The organism is Vibrio sp. DW001, assembly GCF_029016285.1.
GTDB lineage: Bacteria > Pseudomonadota > Gammaproteobacteria > Enterobacterales > Vibrionaceae > Vibrio.
The window spans coordinates 869,269-891,249 of record NZ_CP091975.1; the positions used below are offsets into that span (position 1 = coordinate 869,269).

Sequence of the window (21,981 nt, forward strand, 5' to 3'; positions counted from 1 at the left end):
GATTTTATCTTAAGCGAGTCGCTTTTTTATAGAATATCTGATGGGTTCTGTACTGAGCCGTTCTCAGGCTAATTAATCTTCTAATTCAGCAAGACACATCTCATCATAGATTTGATTGACCCATGTTGACACACGTTTGTCAGTCAATTCTGGTTGGCGGTCTTCATCGATACATAAACCGACAAATGTTGCATCGTCAATAAGTGCTTTAGAAGCTTCAAATTCATAGCCTTCAGTTGGCCAGTTACCCAAAACAGTTCCGCCTTTTGCTTCAACGATGTCGCGAATATTACCCATAGCATCACAGAAATATTCAGCGTAATCCTCTTGGTCGCCACAACCAAAAATAGACACAAGCTTAGTAGAAAAATCAATGTCTTCTAACTCAGGAAAAAAATCATCCCAATCACATTGTGCTTCACCGTAATACCAAGTAGGAATACCCAAGATCAAAAGATCAAAATTGTCCAAATCCTCTTTACTACTTTTTGCGATATCTTGGACGTGAACGAGTTTCTTACTTAATTGTTTTTGAATCATCTTAGCAACAGCTTCTGTGTTCCCAGTATCGCTACCAAAGAAGAGACCTACACTTGCCATATTTGAATACCTACTAATAATTTGTTGATGTTGGCCAAACGCGCTATTAACGGTAATTGTTTACCGCTTAACTTTATTTGGTTTAGGTTAACCTAAACCAGTGCCTTCCCAGCTAATTTGTATAATGCCTTTAGCAATAAAGCCTGCGCAGCCTAAAAATAGAACCATCCATACTATACGTTGACCAAATACCGGAACGTTACCTTGTTTGAGTACATCTTTTATCGCCATTCCTATAAGAAAAAATATAGAAGCGAAGAGTAGATCTAAACCAATGGATTCCAATAAATCGTAATAGTAGTAAAGCATAGTTGTCCTTTATGCCAAATTTGTGCGTGAACTATACCACTGTTAACATCTAAAGTTAATGTGGAGCGACACAGTTTAGTTGTCTATTTTTAGTCGATAAAACGTTTGACAGCTCTGAGTACTTCTTGTGGCTTCTCGGCATGGAGCCAATGCCCTGTATTTGCAATAACATGTGCTTTCGCATTTGAAAACTGCGCTTGAACCTGTATTTGATGCTCTTGGGTCAAATAATCGGAATCGGCTCCTTTTAAGAACAAGGTTGGGATATCGATTTTTGAGATAATCTCCCATCCAAGAATATTCCAATAATTGTCGCTGATAGACTCAACGTTAAAGCGCCAGGTCAAACCAATTTCAGAGCGATAAAGCGATTTGCCTAAAAATTGAATAACCCCATCCATTTCTATATGTTTTGCGAGTGATCTTGTCGCTTCAATTCTGTTCGCGGGAGGGTTTGATAAGACAGCATGTAACCCAGCAAAGACGTTGTCATGCTTTCTTTCTGTATAGGCGACGGGGGCCATATCTAGTACAACGAGCTTATTGACATATTCTGGATGTTCACTGGCAAGTGTCATGGCCACTTTCCCCCCCATAGAATGACCGACTAAGGTGACCTTCGTTAGGCCTAAAAAAGTGATCAGTTGATGGATATCGTTCGCCATAACCTGATAGGTGTGTTCGTCAGAATGAAACGAGAGCCCATGGTTTCGTAAATCCATGCTCAGTACTTGATGATCTTTTTCGAGGTCTCGACCTAGCAGGCCCAAATTATCTAGATTACCAAATAAACCGTGTATAAGAACAATGGTTGCTCCTTCGCCTCGTAATTTGTAATTGAGTAGCTCTGACATTTTGATCTTTATTCATTTTTAAGATGGATATCGATCCCTATGGTAGTAATAGGAATGTTGGTGTGCAACTCAAAAATTGAGAAATACGATCTCGGAAACTCGCTTCTTGTTGTCTAATGAGTATAATCGATTAGATATTAATACAGTGAGATTGTGAAAAGCGAATGAAAACAATTGAAGTTGATGAGGATCTATACCGTTACATTGCGAGTCAGACCGAACATATTGGGGAAAGTGCGTCAGATATATTAAGGCGTCTCCTAATGGTTAGTGGTGACAAGCAAGTTTCACCTCAGATCGCAGAGCCTGAAGTGTCTCAAGAGGCTGCTCCTGCTCCTGTTGCTGACGAGCCTATAGGTATTGTAGTAAGTAAAGATGCCGGTAATGTAGAGAAAGTCGATGGTGTTAAAGCGATGCGTACATTACTTATTTCGGATGAATTTGCCACAAGCAATAAAGCGATTGATCGTTTCATGCAGGTGCTTTCTTCACTCTATCAGGTAAATAATTCGAGCTTTGCAGAAGCGACCCAAGTAAAAGGTCGAACTCGCGTCTATTTTGCCGATAATGAAGATGTATTATTGGCAAGCGGGAAGACAACCAAACCTCGTTCGATCCCGAACACTCCGTTTTGGGTTATCACGAACAATAACACCAACAGAAAACGTCAAATGGTCGACCAGCTCATGACTCGAATGAATTTCCAGTCAGATTTGATAGAAAAAGTGTGCAGTTCGATATAGTTTTTGGTTAACAGTATAGTGTTTAACAGAATATAAGCTTCATAATGAACCTGTTCCTCAGATGTCGTTATGAGGCTTTTTTTATTTTTTTAGGCTTTATTTTTAAAGGATTACAACATGGCAATGCATCCCCGAGCTGGGCAGAAAGCCCGCCAAGAAGATCTAACTAATATTCCCGCTCTCGTATCAAGCTATTACTTGCTACAACCAGACAGTGAAGATCCATCTAAACGCGTTGCGTTTGGTACGTCTGGCCATCGCGGTTGTTCTGAAAAAGAAACCTTCAATGAGAATCATATTTTAGCAATTGCTCAAGCAATTTCGGAAGTTCGCGCAGAACAGGGTACGACAGGACCTTTATTTTTAGGCAAAGATACCCACGCCCTTTCTGAGCCTGCATTCTGTAGTGTGATCGAAGTACTTGTCGCGAATGGTGTTAAAGTTATTATCCAGGAAAACAATGGATTCACCCCAACCCCTGGTATTTCTCATGCTATTTTGACTTACAACCTGAAGCACGACGAAAAAGCAGATGGTATTGTCATTACACCTTCGCATAATCCTCCACAAGACGGTGGTATCAAATATAACCCTCCACATGGTGGTCCTGCTGAAGGCCAATTGACGCAAGCGATTGAAGACCGAGCGAATGCATTTATTGCAAATGAAATGAATGGTGTTAAAGCGATGTCGAGTGGGGCCGCGAAGCAGGTTGTCTCTGAAGTAGACTTAGTCCAACCTTATGTCGATGACTTGGTGAATGTTGTTGATATGAAAGCGATTCAAAACGCGAGCATTAAAATAGGCGTTGATCCCCTAGGCGGTTCGGGTATTGAATACTGGCGTCAGATCGCTAAAACTTACAACCTAGATTTAACACTGGTAAATGAAGCAATCGACCCATCATTTCAATTTATGTCTCTAGATAAAGATGGCGTGATTCGTATGGACTGCTCATCCCCTTATGCTATGGCTAACCTCTTAGCACTTAAAGATGATTATGATCTTGCATTCGGTAATGACCCGGATTATGACCGCCATGGTATCGTAACGCCGAAAGGCCTGATGAACCCAAATCACTATTTGGCTGTCTGTATTGACTATTTATACCGTCATCGCGAAGGTTGGGGTAAAGATGTCGCGGTAGGTAAAACATTAGTATCAAGTGCGCTGATTGACCGTGTTGTTGCCGATCTTGGTCGTGAATTGTGTGAAGTACCAGTTGGTTTCAAATGGTTTGTTGATGGTCTATATAATGGAACATTTGGCTTTGGTGGTGAAGAGAGTGCAGGGGCGTCTTTCTTACGTAAAGATGGGTCACCTTGGTCTACAGACAAGGACGGCATCCTTCTTTGTTTACTTGGTGCAGAGATCACTGCTGTTACAGGTAAAAACCCACAAGAATATTATGAAGAACTTGCAGCAAAACATGGTGCTTCTCAATATAATCGTATTTCAGCCGTCGCTAACACCGAGCAAAAAAATGTACTGTCTAAACTTTCTCCAGAGATGGTTTCGGCAGAGATGTTAGCGGGTGAAATTATCACGGCACGTTTAACACATGCGCCTGGTAACGGTGCCGCGATTGGAGGCCTTAAAGTGACGACTGAAAATGGCTGGTTTGCAGCGCGTCCGTCAGGCACAGAAGAAATCTACAAAATCTACTGTGAGAGCTTTAAAGGTGAAGAACACCTGAAAGCGATAGAGAAAGAAGCTCAAGAGATAGTAAATCAAGTGTTTGCAGACGCTGGTTTGTAAAACTTAAAGTAAATGGCTAACGACAGGAAAAACCGATGAGAAAGCATCGGTTTTTTATTTCTTAACAAGTAAAACCAGACGATACCAATGGCATTAATTAGGTGTTCAAAGTGAATTTTATTCCGCGAACACGCTTCGTTTGATAAGTTAATTAATGGAACCGATATACGCTATAAGCAACGGATCATACATAAACGTAGTGTTGCATCATGTTCACTTCAAATTATTATTAGGCCAAGTGTCCGGTACGATAATCCACAACTGGCCTGATTCGGCCTGACAATGCACGGAATACTCTGCCATCGATGTTAGTCTTTCGTATGGCCTCAGGGTGCCAGGTATCCAATCTAGCTTCTGTAGCCTAAACAGAGGTTCTTTAATCCGTGATATTTGATGTTGGTAACACCAACAACCAACAATCGTTGCGTTGTTTAACTGATAACCTAAACACTGTGTAGGAATCGTTTCGTTCTCAAATGGATTGGTGTAAAGACGACCTTGAATCAACATTTTGGGTGTGACAACGTCAAAATTACCGAATCGTTGATGAAATTCTTCGCGATCTGACATTTTAAGTTGATGGCTGAGCATGCGATGAAGTTTTATATCGAGCCTATCTCGACTATCTGGGCCGTACCAACGCTCATCTTTGAGAAGATAAAACTTGATAGCGACTTCCCAATGTTCGATATGTTCTTGGTACTTAAGAAGAAAATCAATAGCACCTATGGTCTCTTTTCCTCTAAACAGTTGAACCTCTTCGGCTAAAATCTCATAGTCAGGGTGAGATACAAAAAGTCTTTTGCATAATTCCTGATAGACAAAACCAAGGCGTGTATTGCCACGATAATCGCCACTTTCTGGCAAATAATTGAGGACAAAGGGGTTTTCTGCCGCTGGCGGTTTATCTGTCTTAAATATTGGAGGATTAGTGATTATCCAATGGGTAATTTTTGCAAGTCTCTCCTGCATTATTCACATCCTGTGGTATTCTGAAAAGAATGCTAACTCTACTTATTGGTATAACATAAAATGGATCACTTGCAATTAGAATCATTGCTAAATCAAAAGCTTTCACCGGAACTTATTAAAGACTACTGCCCAAATGGATTGCAGATTGAAGGGAAAAGTGAGGTAAATAAAGTGCTTACTGGCGTGACAGCTTCGAAAGCATTAATTGACAAAGCAATAGCGTTAAAAGTGGACGCTATATTGGTTCATCATGGTTATTTCTGGAAAGGCGAAGCCGAAGTAATTAGGGGTATGAAGGGGGCGAGAATTAAAGCGCTGATAAAAAACGATATCAATCTATATGCCTATCATTTGCCGTTAGATGTACACCCTGAAATCGGTAATAACGTTAAGCTTGCTGAGTTATTAAAGATTAACGTTGATGGGGGACTGGAACCGTCAGCTCAATCAGTCGCGCTTCATGGTTCGTTGACCACACCTATATCAGGTAGAGAATTGGCTAAAAAAATTGAAGCTGTTTTAAACAGAAAACCACTCCACATCATGCCTGATATCGACAAATTAATTAAGACAATTGGATGGTGCACGGGCGGAGGGCAAGACTATATTGAGTTGGCTGCAGCCAAAGGGTTGGACGCATTTATTTCTGGTGAGATTTCTGAGCGTACTACATACTCGGCAAGAGAGCAGGGGATCCACTATTTTAGCGCGGGCCACCATGCAACAGAGCGTTATGGTGTGAAAGCTTTAGGTGAGTGGTTGGCGGTAGAGCATGGGCTAGATGTCGAGTTTATTGACATCGATAATCCAGTCTAGAATTATGATCACCTCCTTCGCTATGAAATTCGTCATCCCCACGTAAAGTGGGGATCTAAATAAAGTATACAAAGATTCTCGTTTTTACGGGAATGACGATGTTTATTTTAACGATCGTTATAGAGCGCTATGCTTATAGAACATAACGCTTCTAACGAGTAGAGTCCCAATAGACTGTATTAATTAACTATTCTCGTTCATGCAAAGGTTCAAAGTCACGCATCTTCTTACCTGTGTAAAGCTGACGTGGACGACCGATACGGTTGTCTGGATCGCCATGCATTTCATTCCAGTGTGCAATCCAACCGATAGTACGAGCCATCGCAAAAATAACCGTGAACATTGAGACAGGAATACCAATAGCCTTAAGAATGATACCTGAATAGAAATCAACGTTAGGGTAAAGTTTCTTCTCGACGAAGTATGGGTCAGACAGCGCGATACGCTCTAGTTCCATAGCAACATCTAACAATGGGTCTTCAATGCTTAGTTCTTTAAGAACCTCGTGGCACGCTTCACGCATTACAGTTGCACGTGGATCGTAGTTCTTATAGACACGGTGACCAAAGCCCATTAGGCGGAACGGGTCATCTTTGTCTTTCGCACGGTCGACATATTCAGGAATGTTATCAACACTTCCAATTTCTTCTAGCATACGTAAACATGCTTCGTTAGCTCCGCCATGTGCTGGTCCCCAAAGAGATGCAATACCTGCGGCAATACATGCAAATGGGTTCGCACCAGAAGAACCAGCTAAACGAACGGTAGATGTCGACGCATTTTGTTCATGGTCAGCATGAAGAGTAAGAATTTTATCCATCGCACGAGCAACAACAGGATTAACTTCATAGTCTTCACATGGGTTGGCAAACATCATGTGTAGAAAGTTTTCTGCGTAGCTTAAATCGTTACGAGGATAGATAAACGGTTGACCGATAGAATATTTGTAACACATTGAAGCAAGAGTCGGCATTTTAGAGAGCAGACGGAATGCAGCAATTTCACGGTGACTATCGTTGTTGATATCGAGCGAATCGTGATAGAACGCCGCTAGGGCACCTACAACACCTACCATGATGGCCATTGGGTGCGCATCACGACGGAAGCCATGGAAGAAGCTCGCAATTTGCTCGTGAACCATGGTGTGGCGAGTAACTATTTTCTTAAATTCATCGTACTGTTTGCGGTTTGGTGCTTCTCCATAAAGTAGGATATAACAAACCTCTAAATAATCCGCATTGTTGGCCAATTGGTCGATTGGGAAGCCTCGGTGTAGTAACACACCTTTGCCACCATCGATGAATGTGATTTGGGATTCGCAAGATGATGTCGCAAGAAAACCAGGGTCAAATGTGAAATATCCATTTGATCCTAGTTTACGAACATCGATTACTTCTGGACCTAAAGTGCCATCCATAATCGGCAGTTCAATGGGAGCTTTACCTTCTATGTGAAGAGTAGCTTTCTTACCTGCCATTACATTCTCCTTTGTTATAATTTAATCCGTCCGGGATTTCTTCTGAGACATTTTTTACTCAGGATCGTAAGTAAAGTCAATTTTTCTAAGTTTTTGTGTGCACTTGTTAAGATTTTCCACATTTAAAAAATTAAAAACATGTCCCATGTAGCACTTTTTGTTACGATAATTGTATTAATTTGTTGCCAAACGTATAGTGACGAGGAAGTTTGTGGTTGAGACCTTATAAATTCAAGCCTAGAAAGAAATAAACGCTTTAAAATCTAGGTGCTTGGTTAACATTTTATTAACATTCTTAGCCCTGTTTTAGGCGGAAAATCGTTAAATAGATGTTAATTTTGTGGGGTTGACACTTAAAGATCTCTCGATCTACCAAAATTCCTAATAACAATAAACGCTTAATGGAGCTGAGTGAGCAAGCCCGTGAATAAAAGAAAGTCCAGACCTGTCAATCTCGATTTACAGACCATACACTTTCCGATTACTGCAATAGTATCCATTCTTCACCGTGTTTCTGGTGTGATTACTTTTGTGGCAATTGGTATCCTGCTTTGGCTGTTATCAATATCTTTGTCCTCCCCTCAAGGCTTCATGCAAGCCGCCGACTTAATAGATAATTTTTTAGTTAAGTTTATTCTGTGGGGAATATTAACCGCACTTGCCTACCATATTGTTGGTGGAATTCGTCACCTCATAATGGACCTAGGCCATTATGAGGAATTCGAATCTGGCGTTATGACTGCCAAGGTAACCTTTGCTGCAACAGCAGTATTGTCACTACTTGGAGGAATCCTGGTATGGTAAATTCTGTATCTTCAGTAGGTCGTAATGGTATCCATGACTTCCTACTTATTCGTGCTACGGCAATAATCCTTACTCTGTATACTATATACATTGTAGGGTTTTGTGCTTTCAGTGGCGACATAACTTATCACACATGGACCGCTTTCTTTGGTGGTATTTTCACTAAAGCGTTTACCATGCTTGCTCTGACATCTATCCTCGTTCATGCATGGATTGGCCTATGGCAAGTTCTAACTGATTATATCAAGCCAACGCTAATTCGTGGCCTATTACAATTCGTAATTGTGGCCATTTTATCGGTGTATTTCTTCTCTGGCCTATTTATTCTGTGGGGTGCATAAGTGACTATTCCAGTTCGTGAATTTGATGCCGTTGTTATCGGTGCTGGTGGCGCGGGTATGCGCGCAGCATTACAAATTTCTGAGCAAGGCCTAAGTTGCGCCTTGCTTTCCAAAGTATTTCCAACCCGTTCTCACACTGTATCTGCTCAAGGCGGTATTACCGTTGCGTTAGGTAATTCCCATAAAGATAATTGGCAGTGGCATATGTACGATACGGTGAAAGGTTCCGATTATATCGGTGATCAGAATGCCATTGAGTACATGTGTAAAAATGGTCCTGAATCTGTTATTGAACTTGAAAAAATGGGTTTACCATTTTCTCGGTTTGAAGATGGTTCAATCTATCAGCGCCCGTTTGGTGGACAGTCTATAGAGTTTGGTGGTGAGCAAGCCGCCCGTACAGCAGCAGCGGCAGACCGTACTGGTCATGCGCTTCTTCATACGCTTTATCAGCAAAACATCAAACATAAAACCACCATTTTCTCTGAGTGGTATGCATTAGATCTTGTTAAGAATCAAGATGGGGCCATTATGGGTTGTACAGCAATCTGTATGGAAACTGGCGAGATAAATTATTTCAAATCTAAAGCGACTATTTTAGCAACAGGTGGTGCCGGTCGTATTTATGCCTCTACAACTAACGCACATATCAACACTGGTGACGGTGTCGGCATGGCGTTACGCGCAGGCGTTCCAATGCAAGATATCGAAATGTGGCAATTCCACCCAACAGGTATTGCTGGAGCGGGTGTCTTGGTTACGGAAGGTTGTCGCGGTGAAGGTGGTTATCTTCTCAATAAAGATGGCGAGCGCTTTATGGAGCGTTACGCACCAAATGCGAAAGATCTGGCTGGCCGTGACGTAGTCGCTCGTTCAATTATGATTGAAATCCGTGAAGGTCGTGGCTGTGATGGTCCTTGGGGTCCACATATTAAACTGAAACTTGATCATTTAGGTAAAGATGTACTGGAATCACGTTTACCTGGTATCTGCGAGCTATCTCGTACTTTTGCCCACGTTGATCCAGTGAAAGAACCAATTCCTATTATTCCAACCTGTCACTATATGATGGGTGGCGTGCCGACACAGGTTTCAGGTCAAGCGATTAAACAAGACGCAAATGGTGCCGATGTTGAAGTACAAGGCTTGTTTGCTTGTGGTGAAATTGCTTCTGTGTCTGTACATGGTGCAAACCGTCTAGGTGGTAACTCTCTACTTGATTTGGTTGTATTTGGTCGAGCAACTGGCCTACATCTTGGTGAAACGTTGGCTGCTCAATCTGAAGCTCGACCAGCAACTGAGTCTGATATCGAAGCTTCTTTGGCGCGTACAATGCGCTGGGAAAATAGTAACCGTGGTGAAGACCCTGTTCAAATTCGTAAAGACCTTCAAGCTTGCATGCAAAATAACTTCTCTGTATTCCGAGAAGGAGATGCAATGGCGACGGGCTTAGAGGAATTGAAAGTTATCCGTGAACGTCTCAATGACGCGCACCTAACGGACAAATCTTCGGAGTTCAATACACAACGTATTGAATGTTTAGAGTTAGACAACTTGATGGAAACTGCATTTTCTACTGCTGTAGCCGCAAACTACCGTACAGAAAGCCGTGGAGCACATGCTCGATTTGATTTCCCTGACCGTGATGATGAGCAGTGGCTATGTCACTCTATCTACAATCCAGAAACGGAAGAGATGTCAAAGCGTGATGTGAACATGGAACCTGTGCATCGAGAAGCCTTTCCACCTAAAGTACGTACTTACTAAAGGGAGCATAACAAGATGAAACTGAATTTCTCTCTTTACCGATACAATCCAGATGTAGACAGTAAGCCTCATATGCAGGACTACATACTCGAAGTGGATGAAGGTACAGACATGATGGTGTTAGATGCGTTGATTCTGTTAAAAGAACAAGATGCCTCTATCTCTTTCCGTCGTTCATGCCGAGAAGGTGTGTGTGGTTCTGATGGCCTGAATATGAATAGTAAAAATGGCCTAGCGTGTATTACTCCATTGTCTGCACTTATGGATCAGAGCCCTATCGTCATTCGACCATTGCCAGGATTACCTGTCGTTCGCGATTTAATCGTAGACATGACGCAATTTTATGACAATTATGCGAAAGTAAAACCTTATCTGATTTCAGATGGCAATTTGCCACCTTCTAGAGAAAATCTACAGATGCCGCAAGAACGAGCGCATTTAGATGGTCTTTATGAATGCATCATGTGTGCATGCTGTACGACAGCATGCCCATCGTTTTGGTGGAATCCGGATAAGTTCATTGGACCAGCTGGTTTACTGGCGGCCTATCGTTGGTTAATTGATAGCCGGGATACGGCGACCGATGAACGATTGTCTGAACTTGATGACGCATTTAGCGTTTTTCGTTGCCATGGCATCATGAATTGTGTAAGTGTTTGTCCTAAAGGACTTAATCCGACAAAAGCGATTGGTCATATCAAGACCATGTTAGTTAGCCGGTCGGTTTAAAAGTATAAAATTGCCAGCACTGTTAATATAGATTTTTATAGGTAACAGTGGCTGGCTGTAAATGGAAAGCCCGAATGGATCGGGAAGAAAAGTGAAAACTACTGGTTAAGGGAAAATATGCACAACGGCGTGATGAAGGCATGGCTCGAGTCTTCACACTTGGCTGGCGCCAATGCAACTTACGTAGAAGAACTCTACGAACTGTATCTAAGTGACCCCGATCTGGTAAGTGAGGAGTGGAAACGTGTATTTGAAGACTTGCCTGCGCAATCTTCTGAGGTTGTAGAACAGCCTCATTCACGGGTCCGTGATTACTTCCGGAGACTCGCTCAAGAAACAAAGCATTACAATGTCCAAGTTAGTGATCCTGATGTCGATGCTAAACAAGTAAAAGTATTGCAACTTATCAATGCCTTCCGATTTCGAGGGCATCAAGCAGCAAGCCTAGATCCACTAGGCATATGGGAACGAGACCCCGGTCCGGACCTAGAACCTGCATTCCACAACCTTACTCAAGATGATTTTGAAGAGACATTTAACGTTGGTTCTTTTGCAGTAGCACAAGATTCAATGCAGTTGGGTGATCTTTATTCTGCACTTAAGAAAACGTATTGTGGCTCAATCGGTGCAGAATATATGCACATGATTAATACAGAACAGAAACGCTGGGTTCAGCAACGTTTAGAGTCTGTATTAGGTCAGCCATCATTTACCGCCGAAGAAAAAGAAACCTTCCTAAATGAACTCACTGCCGCAGAAGGTTTGGAGCGTTATCTGGGTGCTAAATTCCCTGGAGCGAAACGTTTCTCACTAGAAGGTGGTGATGCGCTAATACCGATGACGAAAGAGTTAATTCGTCACGCTGGTAAGTCAGGAATGCGTGAAGTGGTAATTGGCATGGCTCACCGTGGCCGCCTTAATATGCTAGTCAACGTGTTGGGTAAAAAACCACAAGACTTATTTGATGAGTTTGCTGGTAAAAAAAGTGATGATAATACTTGGGGCACTGGCGATGTTAAGTACCACCAAGGTTTCTCCGCTGATTTTGCAACACCGGGTGGCGATGTTCACTTAGCATTGGCATTTAATCCATCTCATCTTGAAATCGTAAACCCAGTGGTTATTGGCTCGGTACGTGCGAGGCAAGACCGTTTAGCGGATAAAGATGGCAGCATGGTATTACCAATCACCATTCATGGTGATTCTGCTATTGCTGGTCAAGGCGTAGTGCAAGAGACATTTAACATGTCACGTGCTCGCGGATTCCAAGTCGGTGGTACGGTGCGAATTGTTGTGAATAACCAAGTTGGTTTTACGACGTCAAATCCGAAAGATACCCGTTCAACGATGTACTGTACTGATATTGCAAAGATGGTGCAGGCACCAATCTTCCATGTTAATGCTGATGATCCTGAGGCCGTTGCCTTTATCACTCGAATAGCATTGGATTATCGTAATACCTTTAAGCGCGATGTTGTTATCGATCTGGTTTGTTATCGCCGCCATGGCCATAACGAAGCCGACGAACCGAGTGCAACTCAACCTTTGATGTATCAAAAAATCAAAAAGCACCCAACACCACGTAAGCTTTATGCAGATGTGTTGATTGAGCGTGGTGAGCTTGATATTGGTAAAGCGACAGAAATGGTAAATGATTTTCGTGATGCGTTAGATCATGGTGAAGTTGTTGTTAAAGAGTGGCGTCCGATGGAAATGCACTCTGTAGACTGGAACCCTTATCTAGGTCATGACTGGAATATAGAATGGGACAGTCGTTATGAAATGACTCGCCTTAAAGCACTTGGTGAAAAGCTGTGCGATTATCCAGAAAGTCATAAGTTACAAAGTCGTGTAAATAAAATTTACAATGATCGTCGCGCCATGATCAGCGGTGAAAAGGCGCTCGATTGGGGTATGGCAGAGATATTGGCGTATGGCACGCTGGTAGATGATGGCAAGCGTATTCGTATTTCTGGTCAAGACTCAGGGCGTGGTACTTTTTTCCATCGTCACTCAGTACTTCATAACCAAGAAGATGCGAGCACTTATATTCCATTGCAGAATGTTCATACTAAACAAGGCCCTTTCCAAGTGTTTGACTCGGTTCTTTCAGAAGAAGCCGTGCTTGCATTTGAATACGGTTATGCCACCGCAGAACCAAGTGGTTTAACGTTATGGGAAGCGCAGTTTGGTGATTTTGCGAATGGTGCCCAAGTTGTTATTGACCAGTTTATTTCATCTGGTGAGCAAAAATGGGGTCGACTATGCGGTCTAACCATGTTGCTACCTCATGGATATGAAGGTCAAGGACCTGAACACTCATCTGCTCGTTTAGAACGCTACCTTCAGTTGTGTGCTGAACAAAATATTCAAGTTGTTGTTCCGTCGACACCAGCACAGGTGTATCACATGATTCGTCGTCAAGTGATTCGCCCAATGCGACGTCCTCTCGTGGTTATGTCGCCGAAGTCGCTTCTTCGTCATCCAATGTGTACCTCTTCACTTGAAGAGTTGGCTGAAGGTACTTTCCAGCCAGCAATAGGCGAAATAGATGAATTCGACCCTATGAAAGTGAAACGCGTTGTATTCTGCTCTGGTAAGGTTTATTACGACTTGCTTGATCAACGACGTAAGAACGAACAAGAAGATGTCGCCATTATCCGTATTGAGCAGCTATATCCGTTCCCTCTATTTGAGGTGCGAGATCTAATTGAGCAATATGAGAATGCGCAAGATTTCGTCTGGTGCCAGGAAGAGCCACAGAACCAAGGCGCTTGGTATTGTAGCCAACATAACTTCCGCAATGCGGTTCGTGGTAGTGATGTGAAATATTCAGGACGACCTGCTTCTGCATCACCAGCGGTTGGCTACATGTCGGTACATATGAAACAACAGAAAGCGTTGGTAGATGACGCTTTGAATCTAGATTTTGGTTAAGAACTAGAAGTTAAAGGAAGAATAAACTATGACAATTGAAATTCTGGTTCCAGATTTGCCTGAATCCGTTGCAGACGCAACGGTTGCTACATGGCACAAAAAACCTGGTGACGCAGTAGCTCGTGATGAAGTAATTGTTGATATCGAAACGGACAAAGTAGTTTTGGAAGTACCCGCTCCAGAAGCGGGTGTGTTAGAAGCTATCATTGAAGAAGAAGGTGCAACAGTACTTTCTAAGCAACTCATTGCCAAAATCAAACCGGGTGCAGTTGCTGGTGAACCAACCGTTGATACAACAACGACAACAGAAGCATCGCCAGATCAACGCCATAAAGCGTCTCTTACCGAAGAGTCCAACGATGCGTTGAGTCCTGCGATTCGCCGTCTATTGGCTGAACACAGCATAGAAGCGAGCAAGGTTAATGGTACTGGTGTTGGTGGTCGAATAACACGTGAAGATGTAGACACCTATCTAGCGAACGCTAAAGCGGCTCCTCATGCAACAGCACCTGCAATTGAAGTGCCAGCGGTAGCACGTAGTCAGAAACGAGTACCAATGACTCGTTTACGTAAACGTGTAGCAGAGCGCCTTCTTGAAGCAAAAAATAGTACGGCAATGCTAACGACGTTCAACGAAGTTAACATGAAGCCAATCATGGAGCTTCGCAAGCAGTACCAAGAACAGTTTGAGAAGCGTCATGGCACCCGCTTAGGTTTCATGTCTTTCTATGTGAAAGCCGTGACTGAAGCGCTAAAACGTTACCCGGAAGTAAACGCATCTATTGATGGTGAAGAGATTGTTTATCACAACTACTTCGATATCAGTATGGCGGTATCTACTCCTCGTGGCTTAGTTACACCGGTACTTAAAGATTGCGATATGCTAGGCATGGCCGATATTGAAAAAGGTATCAAAGAGCTTGCGATTAAAGGTCGTGATGGAAAACTGAAAGTTGAAGAACTTATCGGTGGTAATTTCACTATCACGAATGGTGGTGTATTTGGATCACTGATGTCTACCCCTATTATCAACCCGCCGCAAGCGGCGATTTTGGGTATGCATAAAATTCAAGATCGTCCGATGGCAATTAATGGGAAAGTAGAAATACTTCCTATGATGTACCTTGCGTTATCTTATGATCACCGCCTGATTGATGGCAAAGAATCGGTTGGATTCTTAGTGACAATAAAAGAATTACTTGAAGACCCAGCTCGCTTATTACTTGATGTATAAGCGTTAAAAAGAAAATGGAGTCAGGCACGCTCAACGTCTGGCTCTTTTTATCAACTAGAATTACCTTGAGATTAAAATCACTCTTTGTCTGAGTCGGCTTTATCTCAATCGGAACGAGTCCAGTAGTAACTAGTTGAGAAGTACCTTACCTACGTGAAGGCAGCCTCAATATCGTTTTATCAATGAATAATATTGGGTACCTTATGGAAATAATAATCCCTTAAGGGATAGAAAAATGGAATAGCACAATGAATTTGCATGAATATCAAGCGAAACAGCTATTTGCTGAATTCGGATTGCCAGTACCTGAAGGCTACGCTTGTGATACTCCTCAAGAAGCTTTTGAAGCGGCAGGTCGTATTAATACTGAGAAAAAAGTTGTTAAATGTCAGGTTCACGCAGGTGGACGTGGTAAAGCTGGTGGTGTTGAGCTACATGACACCAAAGATGGTGTAAAAGCGTTTGCTCAAAAATGGTTAGGTAAAAACCTAGTTACTTATCAAACGGATGCAAAAGGCCAACCAGTAACGAAAATATTGGTTGAGGAAGCCTCAAGCATTGCGAATGAATTATACCTTGGTGCCGTTGTTGATCGTTCGTCACGTCGAATCGTATTTATGGCGTCGACGGAAGGTGGCGTAGAAATAGAGAAAGTTGCAGAAGAGACACCAGAGCTTATTCATAAAGCGGCTATCGATCCACTTGTCGGCCCTCAAGCTTATCAAGGTCGCGAGCTAGCATTCAAGCTTGGCTTAGCTGGCGATCAAATCAAACAATTTACTAAGATCTTTATGGGTCTCGGAAATATGTTTGCTCAGTACGATCTCGCGCTTCTAGAAATAAATCCGTTAGTAATTACTGGCGACGGTAACCTTCTTTGTTTAGATGGTAAAATCAACATCGACTCAAATGCAATGTATCGTCAGCCAAAGCTACGAGAAATGCACGATCCATCTCAAGAGGATGTGCGTGAAGCGCATGCTGCACAGTGGGAACTTAACTACGTTGCACTTGATGGCAGCATTGGTTGCATGGTTAACGGCGCCGGTTTAGCAATGGGCACAATGGATATTGTGAACCTTCACGGTGGCCAACCTGCTAACTTCTTGGATGTCGGTGGTGGCGCAACGAAAGAGCGCGTTACTGAAGCATTTAAGATTATCTTGTCTGACGATAACGTCAAAGCCGTACTCGTTAATATCTTCGGTGGGATTGTACGCTGTGATTTAATTGCAGATGGTATTATCGGCGCAGTGGAAGAAGTCGGTGTGAAAGTTCCTGTTGTTGTTCGACTTGAAGGTAATAACGCTCCACTAGGCTCGAAGAAACTAGCTGAAAGTGGATTAAATATCATTGCCGCGAACTCGCTAAAAGAAGCAGCGGAAAAAGTAGTTGCAGCAGCGGAGGGCAAATAATGTCTATATTAATTGATAAAAACACGAAGGTTATCTGCCAAGGTTTTACTGGTGGGCAAGGTACTTTTCATTCAGAGCAAGCTATCGATTACGGCACACAAATGGTCGGTGGTGTTTCTCCAGGTAAAGGCGGTCAAATCCATTTAGGCCTTCCGGTATTTAATACAGTGCGTGATGCAGTAGAAAAAACAGGTGCGACTGCGTCGGTTATTTATGTACCTGCTCCTTTCTGTAAGGATGCCATTCTTGAAGCTATCGATGCTGGAATTAAGCTAATCGTAACGATTACAGAAGGCATCCCAACGCTTGATCTTTTAGACGTTAAAGTACGTTTAGATGAATCAGGTGTACGTATGATTGGTCCTAACTGTCCGGGCGTTATTACTCCAGACGAGTGTAAGATCGGTATTATGCCAGGCCATATTCACAAGAAAGGTAAAGTGGGTATCGTGTCTCGCTCAGGGACTCTGACATATGAAGCGGTTAAGCAGACGACGGATGAAGGTTTCGGCCAATCAACATGCGTTGGTATTGGTGGAGACCCTATCCCAGGTTCAAACTTTATCGATATTCTTAAGTTGTTCCAAGAAGATCCGGAAACGGAAGCTATCGTAATGATTGGCGAGATCGGTGGTACAGCCGAGGAAGAAGCAGCAGCATATATTAAAGAGAACGTGACTAAACCAGTTGTCTCTTATATTGCCGGTGTTACCGCGCCTCCAGGTAAGCGTATGGGTCACGCTGGTGCGATTATTTCTGGCGGTATGGGCACAGCGGAAGACAAGTTTGCTGCACTAGAGTTAGCCGGTGTTAAAACAGTGAAAAGTTTGGCCGATATCGGAACCGCTCTTCGCGAAGTGACTGGCTGGTAATCGTTATTTACTGTTCATAAATGATAGGAAGCTTGAACGATTGTTCGAGCTTTTTTTTTTGTTTTTGAATTAGTATAAACAATGCCATTTTCATGTCATTAGACTGTATATTGGTTATTGAAAAATAACGGAAATCTCACCACCGTAGTGAAGATTTTTTGCTCATCACAAGGAAGCATTGTCATGTTTAGTTTACTTTTAGGACTATTTCTATTTTTAGGGATGCATTGTGCGTCTATCTTTTTTCCATCGGTTAGAGAAAAACTGGTAGAGAAAAGTGAATTAGGTTGGAAAGCGATTTACTCTTTGGCCTCAATTGCTGGAATATACTTTATAGCGGTTGGTTATAATGCGCTTAGAATAGAGCCTGTACTTCTCTATACAACGCCTTTCTGGTTCCGTCATGTGACTTACCTGTTAATGCTGGCGGCCATGATCCTCTTTGTGGCCCCTTATTTTCCCGGTAAGATAAAACAGGTGACTAAACACCCACAGCTGCTTGCGGTAAAACTCTGGGCATTAAGCCACTTAATGGTTAATGGCATGTTAGCAGACGTCATTTTATTCGGTGCTTTCTTAGCGTGGGCGGTGTTAGATAGAATCTCAATGAAAAAACGCGAACAACGCGCACTTCCAGGCCTGAAACCATCAGGATTGAATGACATCATTAGTGTCGTTCTTGGTGTTGTGTTATCCAGTGCCTTTATCATGTTCTTACATGGAAAATTGATCGGTATGCCGTTAATGTAAACTGCCTATTTTAGGAGTTAGATCGAAAAAACGATGTGAAAGCATCGTTTTTTTATCCATTGCGTAAATATTACTTGACCTTGGTAGTGGATACCGTAAATTTATCTATACATTTTAAGGACAAAAAACATAGAGGAACGGATGGAATCTCAAAACAGAATGACGTTGTTGTTAAAAACAGTCGCGGTTACAGCGATTGCCGTTTTTTCACTTTCGGCTCAGGCAGCAGAAAAAGTGTATCGACTAAAGCTTGCTGAAACGTGGGGCCCTAATACGCCGATTTTAGGTGATGCCAGTAAAAACATGGCAAAGCTAGCCAACGAAATGTCAAATGGTCGTCTTCAAATTCGAATAGATTCAGCGAATAAGCATAAAGCGCCTCTCGGTGTGTTTGATATGGTGAAATCAGGTCAATATGATCTGGGCCATTCGAGTTCTTATTATTGGAAAGGTAAAGTGCCTAACACACTTTATTTCTCCTCAATGCCGTTTGGCATGATGACTACAGAGCAGTACGCTTGGTTCTACCGTGGTGGTGGTATAGAGTTGATGCAAGAAGTGTATGCCCCTCACAACCTGCTTTCTTTTCCTGGTGGTAACTCAGATATTCAAATGGGTGGGTGGTTTAAAAAAGAGATCAACTCTATCGATGATCTACAAGGTTTGAAGATGCGTATTCCAGGGTTCGCTGGTGAGGTCTTTGCGCGTGTCGGTGCTAAGCCTACGAATATTGCACCGGGTGAGCTCTACACCTCATTAGAGCGCGGCACAATCGATGCTCTCGAGTGGGTAGGTCCTGCATTTGATCTGAGAATGGGTTTCCAAAATATCGCACCTTATTATTATACGGCGTGGCATGAGCCAGGCTCTGAGACTCAGTTCTTGGTCAATAAGAAATCGTGGGATAAATTGCCGAAGGATCTGCAAATCATTCTTGAGACATCGTTCCGCGTTGCGGCTTTTGACATGTACACCCAAGCGATAGATGCGAATGCAACGAGCTGGGAAAAAATGTTGATTGATAATCCGGATATTAAAGTACGTGATTTCCCACCAGCGGTTCTCGAGAGAATGCGCAAAGAAAAAGATACCCTTCTCGAAGAGTTTGCCGCTAAGGACCCATTGGCGAAAAAAATCATCGACTCGCAAGCAAGTTATCTGAAAAGAGTTCGTGCATGGACGGACATCTCGACGAAAGCGTATTTGGATAGCAGTGCCGTTAAATAGTGGTATGGTTAGAAATAGGTAGTGCAGAAAGCTCGGTGTTTACCGAGCTTTTTTATATTTGTTCCGTCACACACGTTTCGTCTGACCAGTTACTTTGTGGCATTGGTATGACCCATTTAGGGTTTTAATATGAAACCACGAGAGGTCAACAGACCCTAATCATTTGTCACGTGATTACACGGGTTGAGATTTGAAACCAAACCACATGCTGACAGCACTAAGTGACGCCAGAAAACCGATAACCAAACCCAAATGCCATGCCTCTTGAATACCAAGGCTCATCAGAAACATGCTAAATAGCGCTGAGAATGTCATCTGACCCGCGCCTGAAAGAGCCGCAACTGAGCCCGCTTTTTCTTTGTACGGGACAAGCAACTGCGTTTGAGCACAAGGAAAAGCGATGCCATTTCCTAGAGTAAGAAGAAACTGACCAAACATCATAGCTATAGGAGTTAAGGGAGCGCATATCAACCATAGCCCAGCGCTTAGATGAATCGCTGGTACGCAGAAGAGCATTTTCTTTGTACCAATAATCGGACGGATTCGATTACATATTGTCCCCCCAACTAAGAGCCCACACGCTGGAATTAACGCCCACAATGCATATTGATCCGATGTCATGCCAATCTGTATCTGCATGATAAAAGGCATCACCGAGATAGAGACAACAATCAGGCTAAAGTTGAACCAACCAATACTCGCAAAGCTACAGAAATAACGCGACTTAATTAGGCTTTTGTAGGTTCTCAACATAGCGCGAACATTTGGCAATGGTTTTTTCTTAGGTAAGGTTTCGGAGAAAAGAAAAATCAATAATAGGAGCACAATAGCGATATAAGAAAGAAGGGCGATAAATACGGCTAACCAACCAAAACTGTGATTGATAAAACCACCGAGTACTGGCGCAATAATCGGTGTGAATGATGCAACGATCGTTACCCATGACAATGCCCTAGGCAAGTTGGGGCCATCGTAAGAGTCCCGTAGTGATGCCCTGGCTAATACAGCGCAACATCCTGCCCCTAGTCCTTGTATAAATCGACCAATAACTAACATGTCAAAAGAGTGACTAGCTGTCACGGTGAGTGATAAGCCTAAGAGAGCTAAAGTTAACCCTGCAATAAGTATTGGTTTTCGCCCCAATGCATCGGATATTGGTCCATAGATTAATTGTGAAGGACCAAAGCCAAGTAGATAGACAGAAATTAGTAGCTGAGCCTCGTCGGACGAAATAGCGAAATCTTGGGCTATCCATGGTAAGGATGGGAAGACTAATCCCATACTAAATTGGCCAATACTAACGATCAAACTGGCAAGTAAGACAGGTTTCCATAGAAAAAAAGTAGGCATTAATGTGTCCAATAACTATCCCAATGTTGATAGTGATCTAGGCGACGTAGACATAAGTTATGGCGACGAAAGAGGGGGGATAACGCCATCAAATAGAGGTTTGTGTAATAGAGATAATCTAGATTTTTGATGTATCTTGTTGGCGTAATTATTGTCTGAGAATCCATCGTTGTCGATGGATATTTTAATTACCTTAAAGAGGTAATCTTATTTTTCATTTTTGGTTTATTTAAAACTAAAAAAAGCTGGTGTAGACCAGCTTTTTACTTAAAAAACGCTAAATTATTTAGCTAGGTTTTCCGCTACGAATGCCCAGTTAACCAGAGACCAGAAACCATTCATGTAGTCTGGACGCACGTTACGGTAATCGATGTAGTAAGCGTGTTCCCATAAATCTACAGTCAGTAGAGGTGTTAGGCTTTCATCTGTAAGCGGTGTCGCAGCATTAGAAGTATTTACAATATCTAGAGAACCGTCCGCTTTTTTAACAAGCCAAGTCCAAGAAGAGCCAAAGTTGTTGACTGCAGAATCAGTGAACTTTGCTTTGAATGCTTCAAATGAGCCAAATGATGCTGTAATAGCATCCGCTACAGCGCCAGTTGGTTCGCCACCCGCGTTAGGTGCTAGGCAATGCCAGTAAAACGTGTGGTTCCAAATTTGAGCTGCATTGTTAAAGATACCAGCAGAAGAAGTCTTAATGATCTCTTCTAATGATTTGTTTTCAAATTCAGTACCAGGGATTAAGCCATTAAGCTTCACAACATAAGTGTTGTGATGCTTGCCGTGGTGAAAATCTAATGTTTCTGCAGAGATGTGTGGTTCTAATGCATCTTTTGCAAAAGGAAGTGCTGGTAATTCAAAAGCCATTGCCGGATTCTCCATTGATTTGAAAGAACGAATTCTTTCGATTGCTTCCAATAATTATTTTTATTTCGTCAAAATGACTGACTTGCTAACTAGTTTATCAAGTTTTTACTTTATTAAAAGCTTATTAACAAAAAAAACTCAAAAATGTCACTTTTAAAA

General features: G+C 42.4%; 20 protein-coding genes. 13 read left to right on the forward strand and 7 right to left on the reverse strand.

Annotation, left to right across the window (positions count from 1 at the left end):
- Nucleotides 1-72: 72 nt before the first annotated feature.
- The 3 genes from fldA to L3V77_RS04245 form a co-directional block, all read right to left on the reverse strand.
- A complete protein-coding gene (gene fldA / locus L3V77_RS04235) occupies nucleotides 73-600 on the reverse strand; it encodes a flavodoxin FldA (RefSeq protein ID WP_275135874.1) in 528 nt (175 codons plus the stop codon).
- An 87-nt stretch (nucleotides 601-687) separates the two neighbouring features.
- Nucleotides 688-909, reverse strand: a complete 222-nt coding sequence (locus L3V77_RS04240; RefSeq protein ID WP_195702561.1) for a DUF2788 domain-containing protein — start codon at nucleotides 907-909, stop codon at nucleotides 688-690.
- A gap of 89 nt (nucleotides 910-998) precedes the next feature.
- The gene (locus L3V77_RS04245) at nucleotides 999-1,763 is read right to left on the reverse strand and encodes an alpha/beta fold hydrolase (protein ID WP_275135875.1); all 765 of its coding nucleotides are present in this window, start codon (nucleotides 1,761-1,763) and stop codon (nucleotides 999-1,001) included.
- 164 nt (nucleotides 1,764-1,927) lie between these two features.
- Between L3V77_RS04245 and seqA the strand changes: the two genes are divergently transcribed.
- Entirely contained in the window at nucleotides 1,928-2,506 is a 579-nt protein-coding gene (gene seqA, locus L3V77_RS04250; protein ID WP_275135876.1) for a replication initiation negative regulator SeqA, read from the forward strand.
- A gap of 117 nt (nucleotides 2,507-2,623) precedes the next feature.
- Nucleotides 2,624-4,264, forward strand: coding sequence for a phosphoglucomutase (alpha-D-glucose-1,6-bisphosphate-dependent) (gene pgm, locus L3V77_RS04255; protein WP_275135877.1), 1,641 nt, complete (start codon nucleotides 2,624-2,626; stop codon nucleotides 4,262-4,264).
- Between the two features lie 213 nt (nucleotides 4,265-4,477).
- Here the strand turns inward: pgm and L3V77_RS04260 are convergent, their stop codons facing one another.
- On the reverse strand, nucleotides 4,478-5,236 hold the full coding sequence (locus L3V77_RS04260; RefSeq protein WP_275135878.1) for a DUF1853 family protein: 759 nt from the start codon (nucleotides 5,234-5,236) through the stop codon (nucleotides 4,478-4,480).
- A gap of 60 nt (nucleotides 5,237-5,296) precedes the next feature.
- On the opposite strand from L3V77_RS04260, the gene L3V77_RS04265 reads away from it, so the two are divergent.
- Nucleotides 5,297-6,052 carry a Nif3-like dinuclear metal center hexameric protein gene (locus L3V77_RS04265; RefSeq protein WP_275135879.1) on the forward strand — a complete coding sequence of 252 codons (756 nt, stop codon included), beginning with the start codon at nucleotides 5,297-5,299 and terminating at the stop codon, nucleotides 6,050-6,052.
- 187 nt (nucleotides 6,053-6,239) lie between these two features.
- Here the strand turns inward: L3V77_RS04265 and L3V77_RS04270 are convergent, their stop codons facing one another.
- The gene (locus L3V77_RS04270) at nucleotides 6,240-7,529 is read right to left on the reverse strand and encodes a citrate synthase (protein WP_195702567.1); all 1,290 of its coding nucleotides are present in this window, start codon (nucleotides 7,527-7,529) and stop codon (nucleotides 6,240-6,242) included.
- A 411-nt stretch (nucleotides 7,530-7,940) separates the two neighbouring features.
- On the opposite strand from L3V77_RS04270, the gene sdhC reads away from it, so the two are divergent.
- From sdhC to L3V77_RS04320, 10 genes are all read left to right on the forward strand, one after another.
- Nucleotides 7,941-8,333 carry a succinate dehydrogenase cytochrome b556 subunit gene (gene sdhC / locus L3V77_RS04275; RefSeq protein WP_275135880.1) on the forward strand — a complete coding sequence of 131 codons (393 nt, stop codon included), beginning with the start codon at nucleotides 7,941-7,943 and terminating at the stop codon, nucleotides 8,331-8,333.
- Nucleotides 8,327-8,674 carry a succinate dehydrogenase, hydrophobic membrane anchor protein gene (gene sdhD / locus L3V77_RS04280; RefSeq protein WP_275135881.1) on the forward strand — a complete coding sequence of 116 codons (348 nt, stop codon included), beginning with the start codon at nucleotides 8,327-8,329 and terminating at the stop codon, nucleotides 8,672-8,674. The genes sdhC and sdhD overlap by 7 nt, the downstream gene beginning before the upstream one ends.
- Complete coding sequence (gene sdhA, locus L3V77_RS04285; protein WP_195702570.1) at nucleotides 8,675-10,441, forward strand: succinate dehydrogenase flavoprotein subunit; 1,767 nt, start codon at nucleotides 8,675-8,677, stop codon at nucleotides 10,439-10,441. It abuts the gene before it with no gap.
- Nucleotides 10,442-10,456: 15 nt separating this feature from the next.
- Nucleotides 10,457-11,170, forward strand: a complete 714-nt coding sequence (locus L3V77_RS04290) for a succinate dehydrogenase iron-sulfur subunit (protein ID WP_195702571.1) — start codon at nucleotides 10,457-10,459, stop codon at nucleotides 11,168-11,170.
- A 117-nt stretch (nucleotides 11,171-11,287) separates the two neighbouring features.
- Nucleotides 11,288-14,107 (forward strand): 2-oxoglutarate dehydrogenase E1 component, encoded by a 2,820-nt coding sequence (sucA, locus tag L3V77_RS04295; protein WP_275135882.1) that lies wholly within the window; start codon nucleotides 11,288-11,290, stop codon nucleotides 14,105-14,107.
- Between the two features lie 28 nt (nucleotides 14,108-14,135).
- A complete protein-coding gene (gene odhB, locus L3V77_RS04300) occupies nucleotides 14,136-15,341 on the forward strand; it encodes a 2-oxoglutarate dehydrogenase complex dihydrolipoyllysine-residue succinyltransferase (protein WP_275135883.1) in 1,206 nt (401 codons plus the stop codon).
- Between the two features lie 248 nt (nucleotides 15,342-15,589).
- Nucleotides 15,590-16,756, forward strand: a complete 1,167-nt coding sequence (gene sucC / locus L3V77_RS04305) for an ADP-forming succinate--CoA ligase subunit beta (protein WP_195702574.1) — start codon at nucleotides 15,590-15,592, stop codon at nucleotides 16,754-16,756.
- The gene (gene sucD / locus L3V77_RS04310; protein ID WP_195702575.1) at nucleotides 16,756-17,628 is read left to right on the forward strand and encodes a succinate--CoA ligase subunit alpha; all 873 of its coding nucleotides are present in this window, start codon (nucleotides 16,756-16,758) and stop codon (nucleotides 17,626-17,628) included. The genes sucC and sucD overlap by 1 nt, the downstream gene beginning before the upstream one ends.
- Nucleotides 17,629-17,811: 183 nt before the next feature.
- Nucleotides 17,812-18,378, forward strand: coding sequence for an NnrU family protein (locus L3V77_RS04315; protein ID WP_275135884.1), 567 nt, complete (start codon nucleotides 17,812-17,814; stop codon nucleotides 18,376-18,378).
- Nucleotides 18,379-18,519: 141 nt separating this feature from the next.
- Nucleotides 18,520-19,605 (forward strand): TRAP transporter substrate-binding protein, encoded by a 1,086-nt coding sequence (locus tag L3V77_RS04320; protein WP_275135885.1) that lies wholly within the window; start codon nucleotides 18,520-18,522, stop codon nucleotides 19,603-19,605.
- Between the two features lie 174 nt (nucleotides 19,606-19,779).
- Here L3V77_RS04320 and L3V77_RS04325 read toward each other — a convergent pair whose 3' ends face one another.
- Nucleotides 19,780-20,955, reverse strand: coding sequence for a multidrug effflux MFS transporter (locus L3V77_RS04325; RefSeq protein ID WP_275135886.1), 1,176 nt, complete (start codon nucleotides 20,953-20,955; stop codon nucleotides 19,780-19,782).
- Nucleotides 20,956-21,237: 282 nt separating this feature from the next.
- Nucleotides 21,238-21,822: a superoxide dismutase [Fe] gene (gene sodB, locus L3V77_RS04330; protein ID WP_275135887.1), complete on the reverse strand. Its 585-nt coding sequence runs from the start codon at nucleotides 21,820-21,822 to the stop codon at nucleotides 21,238-21,240.
- Nucleotides 21,823-21,981 lie beyond the last annotated feature (159 nt).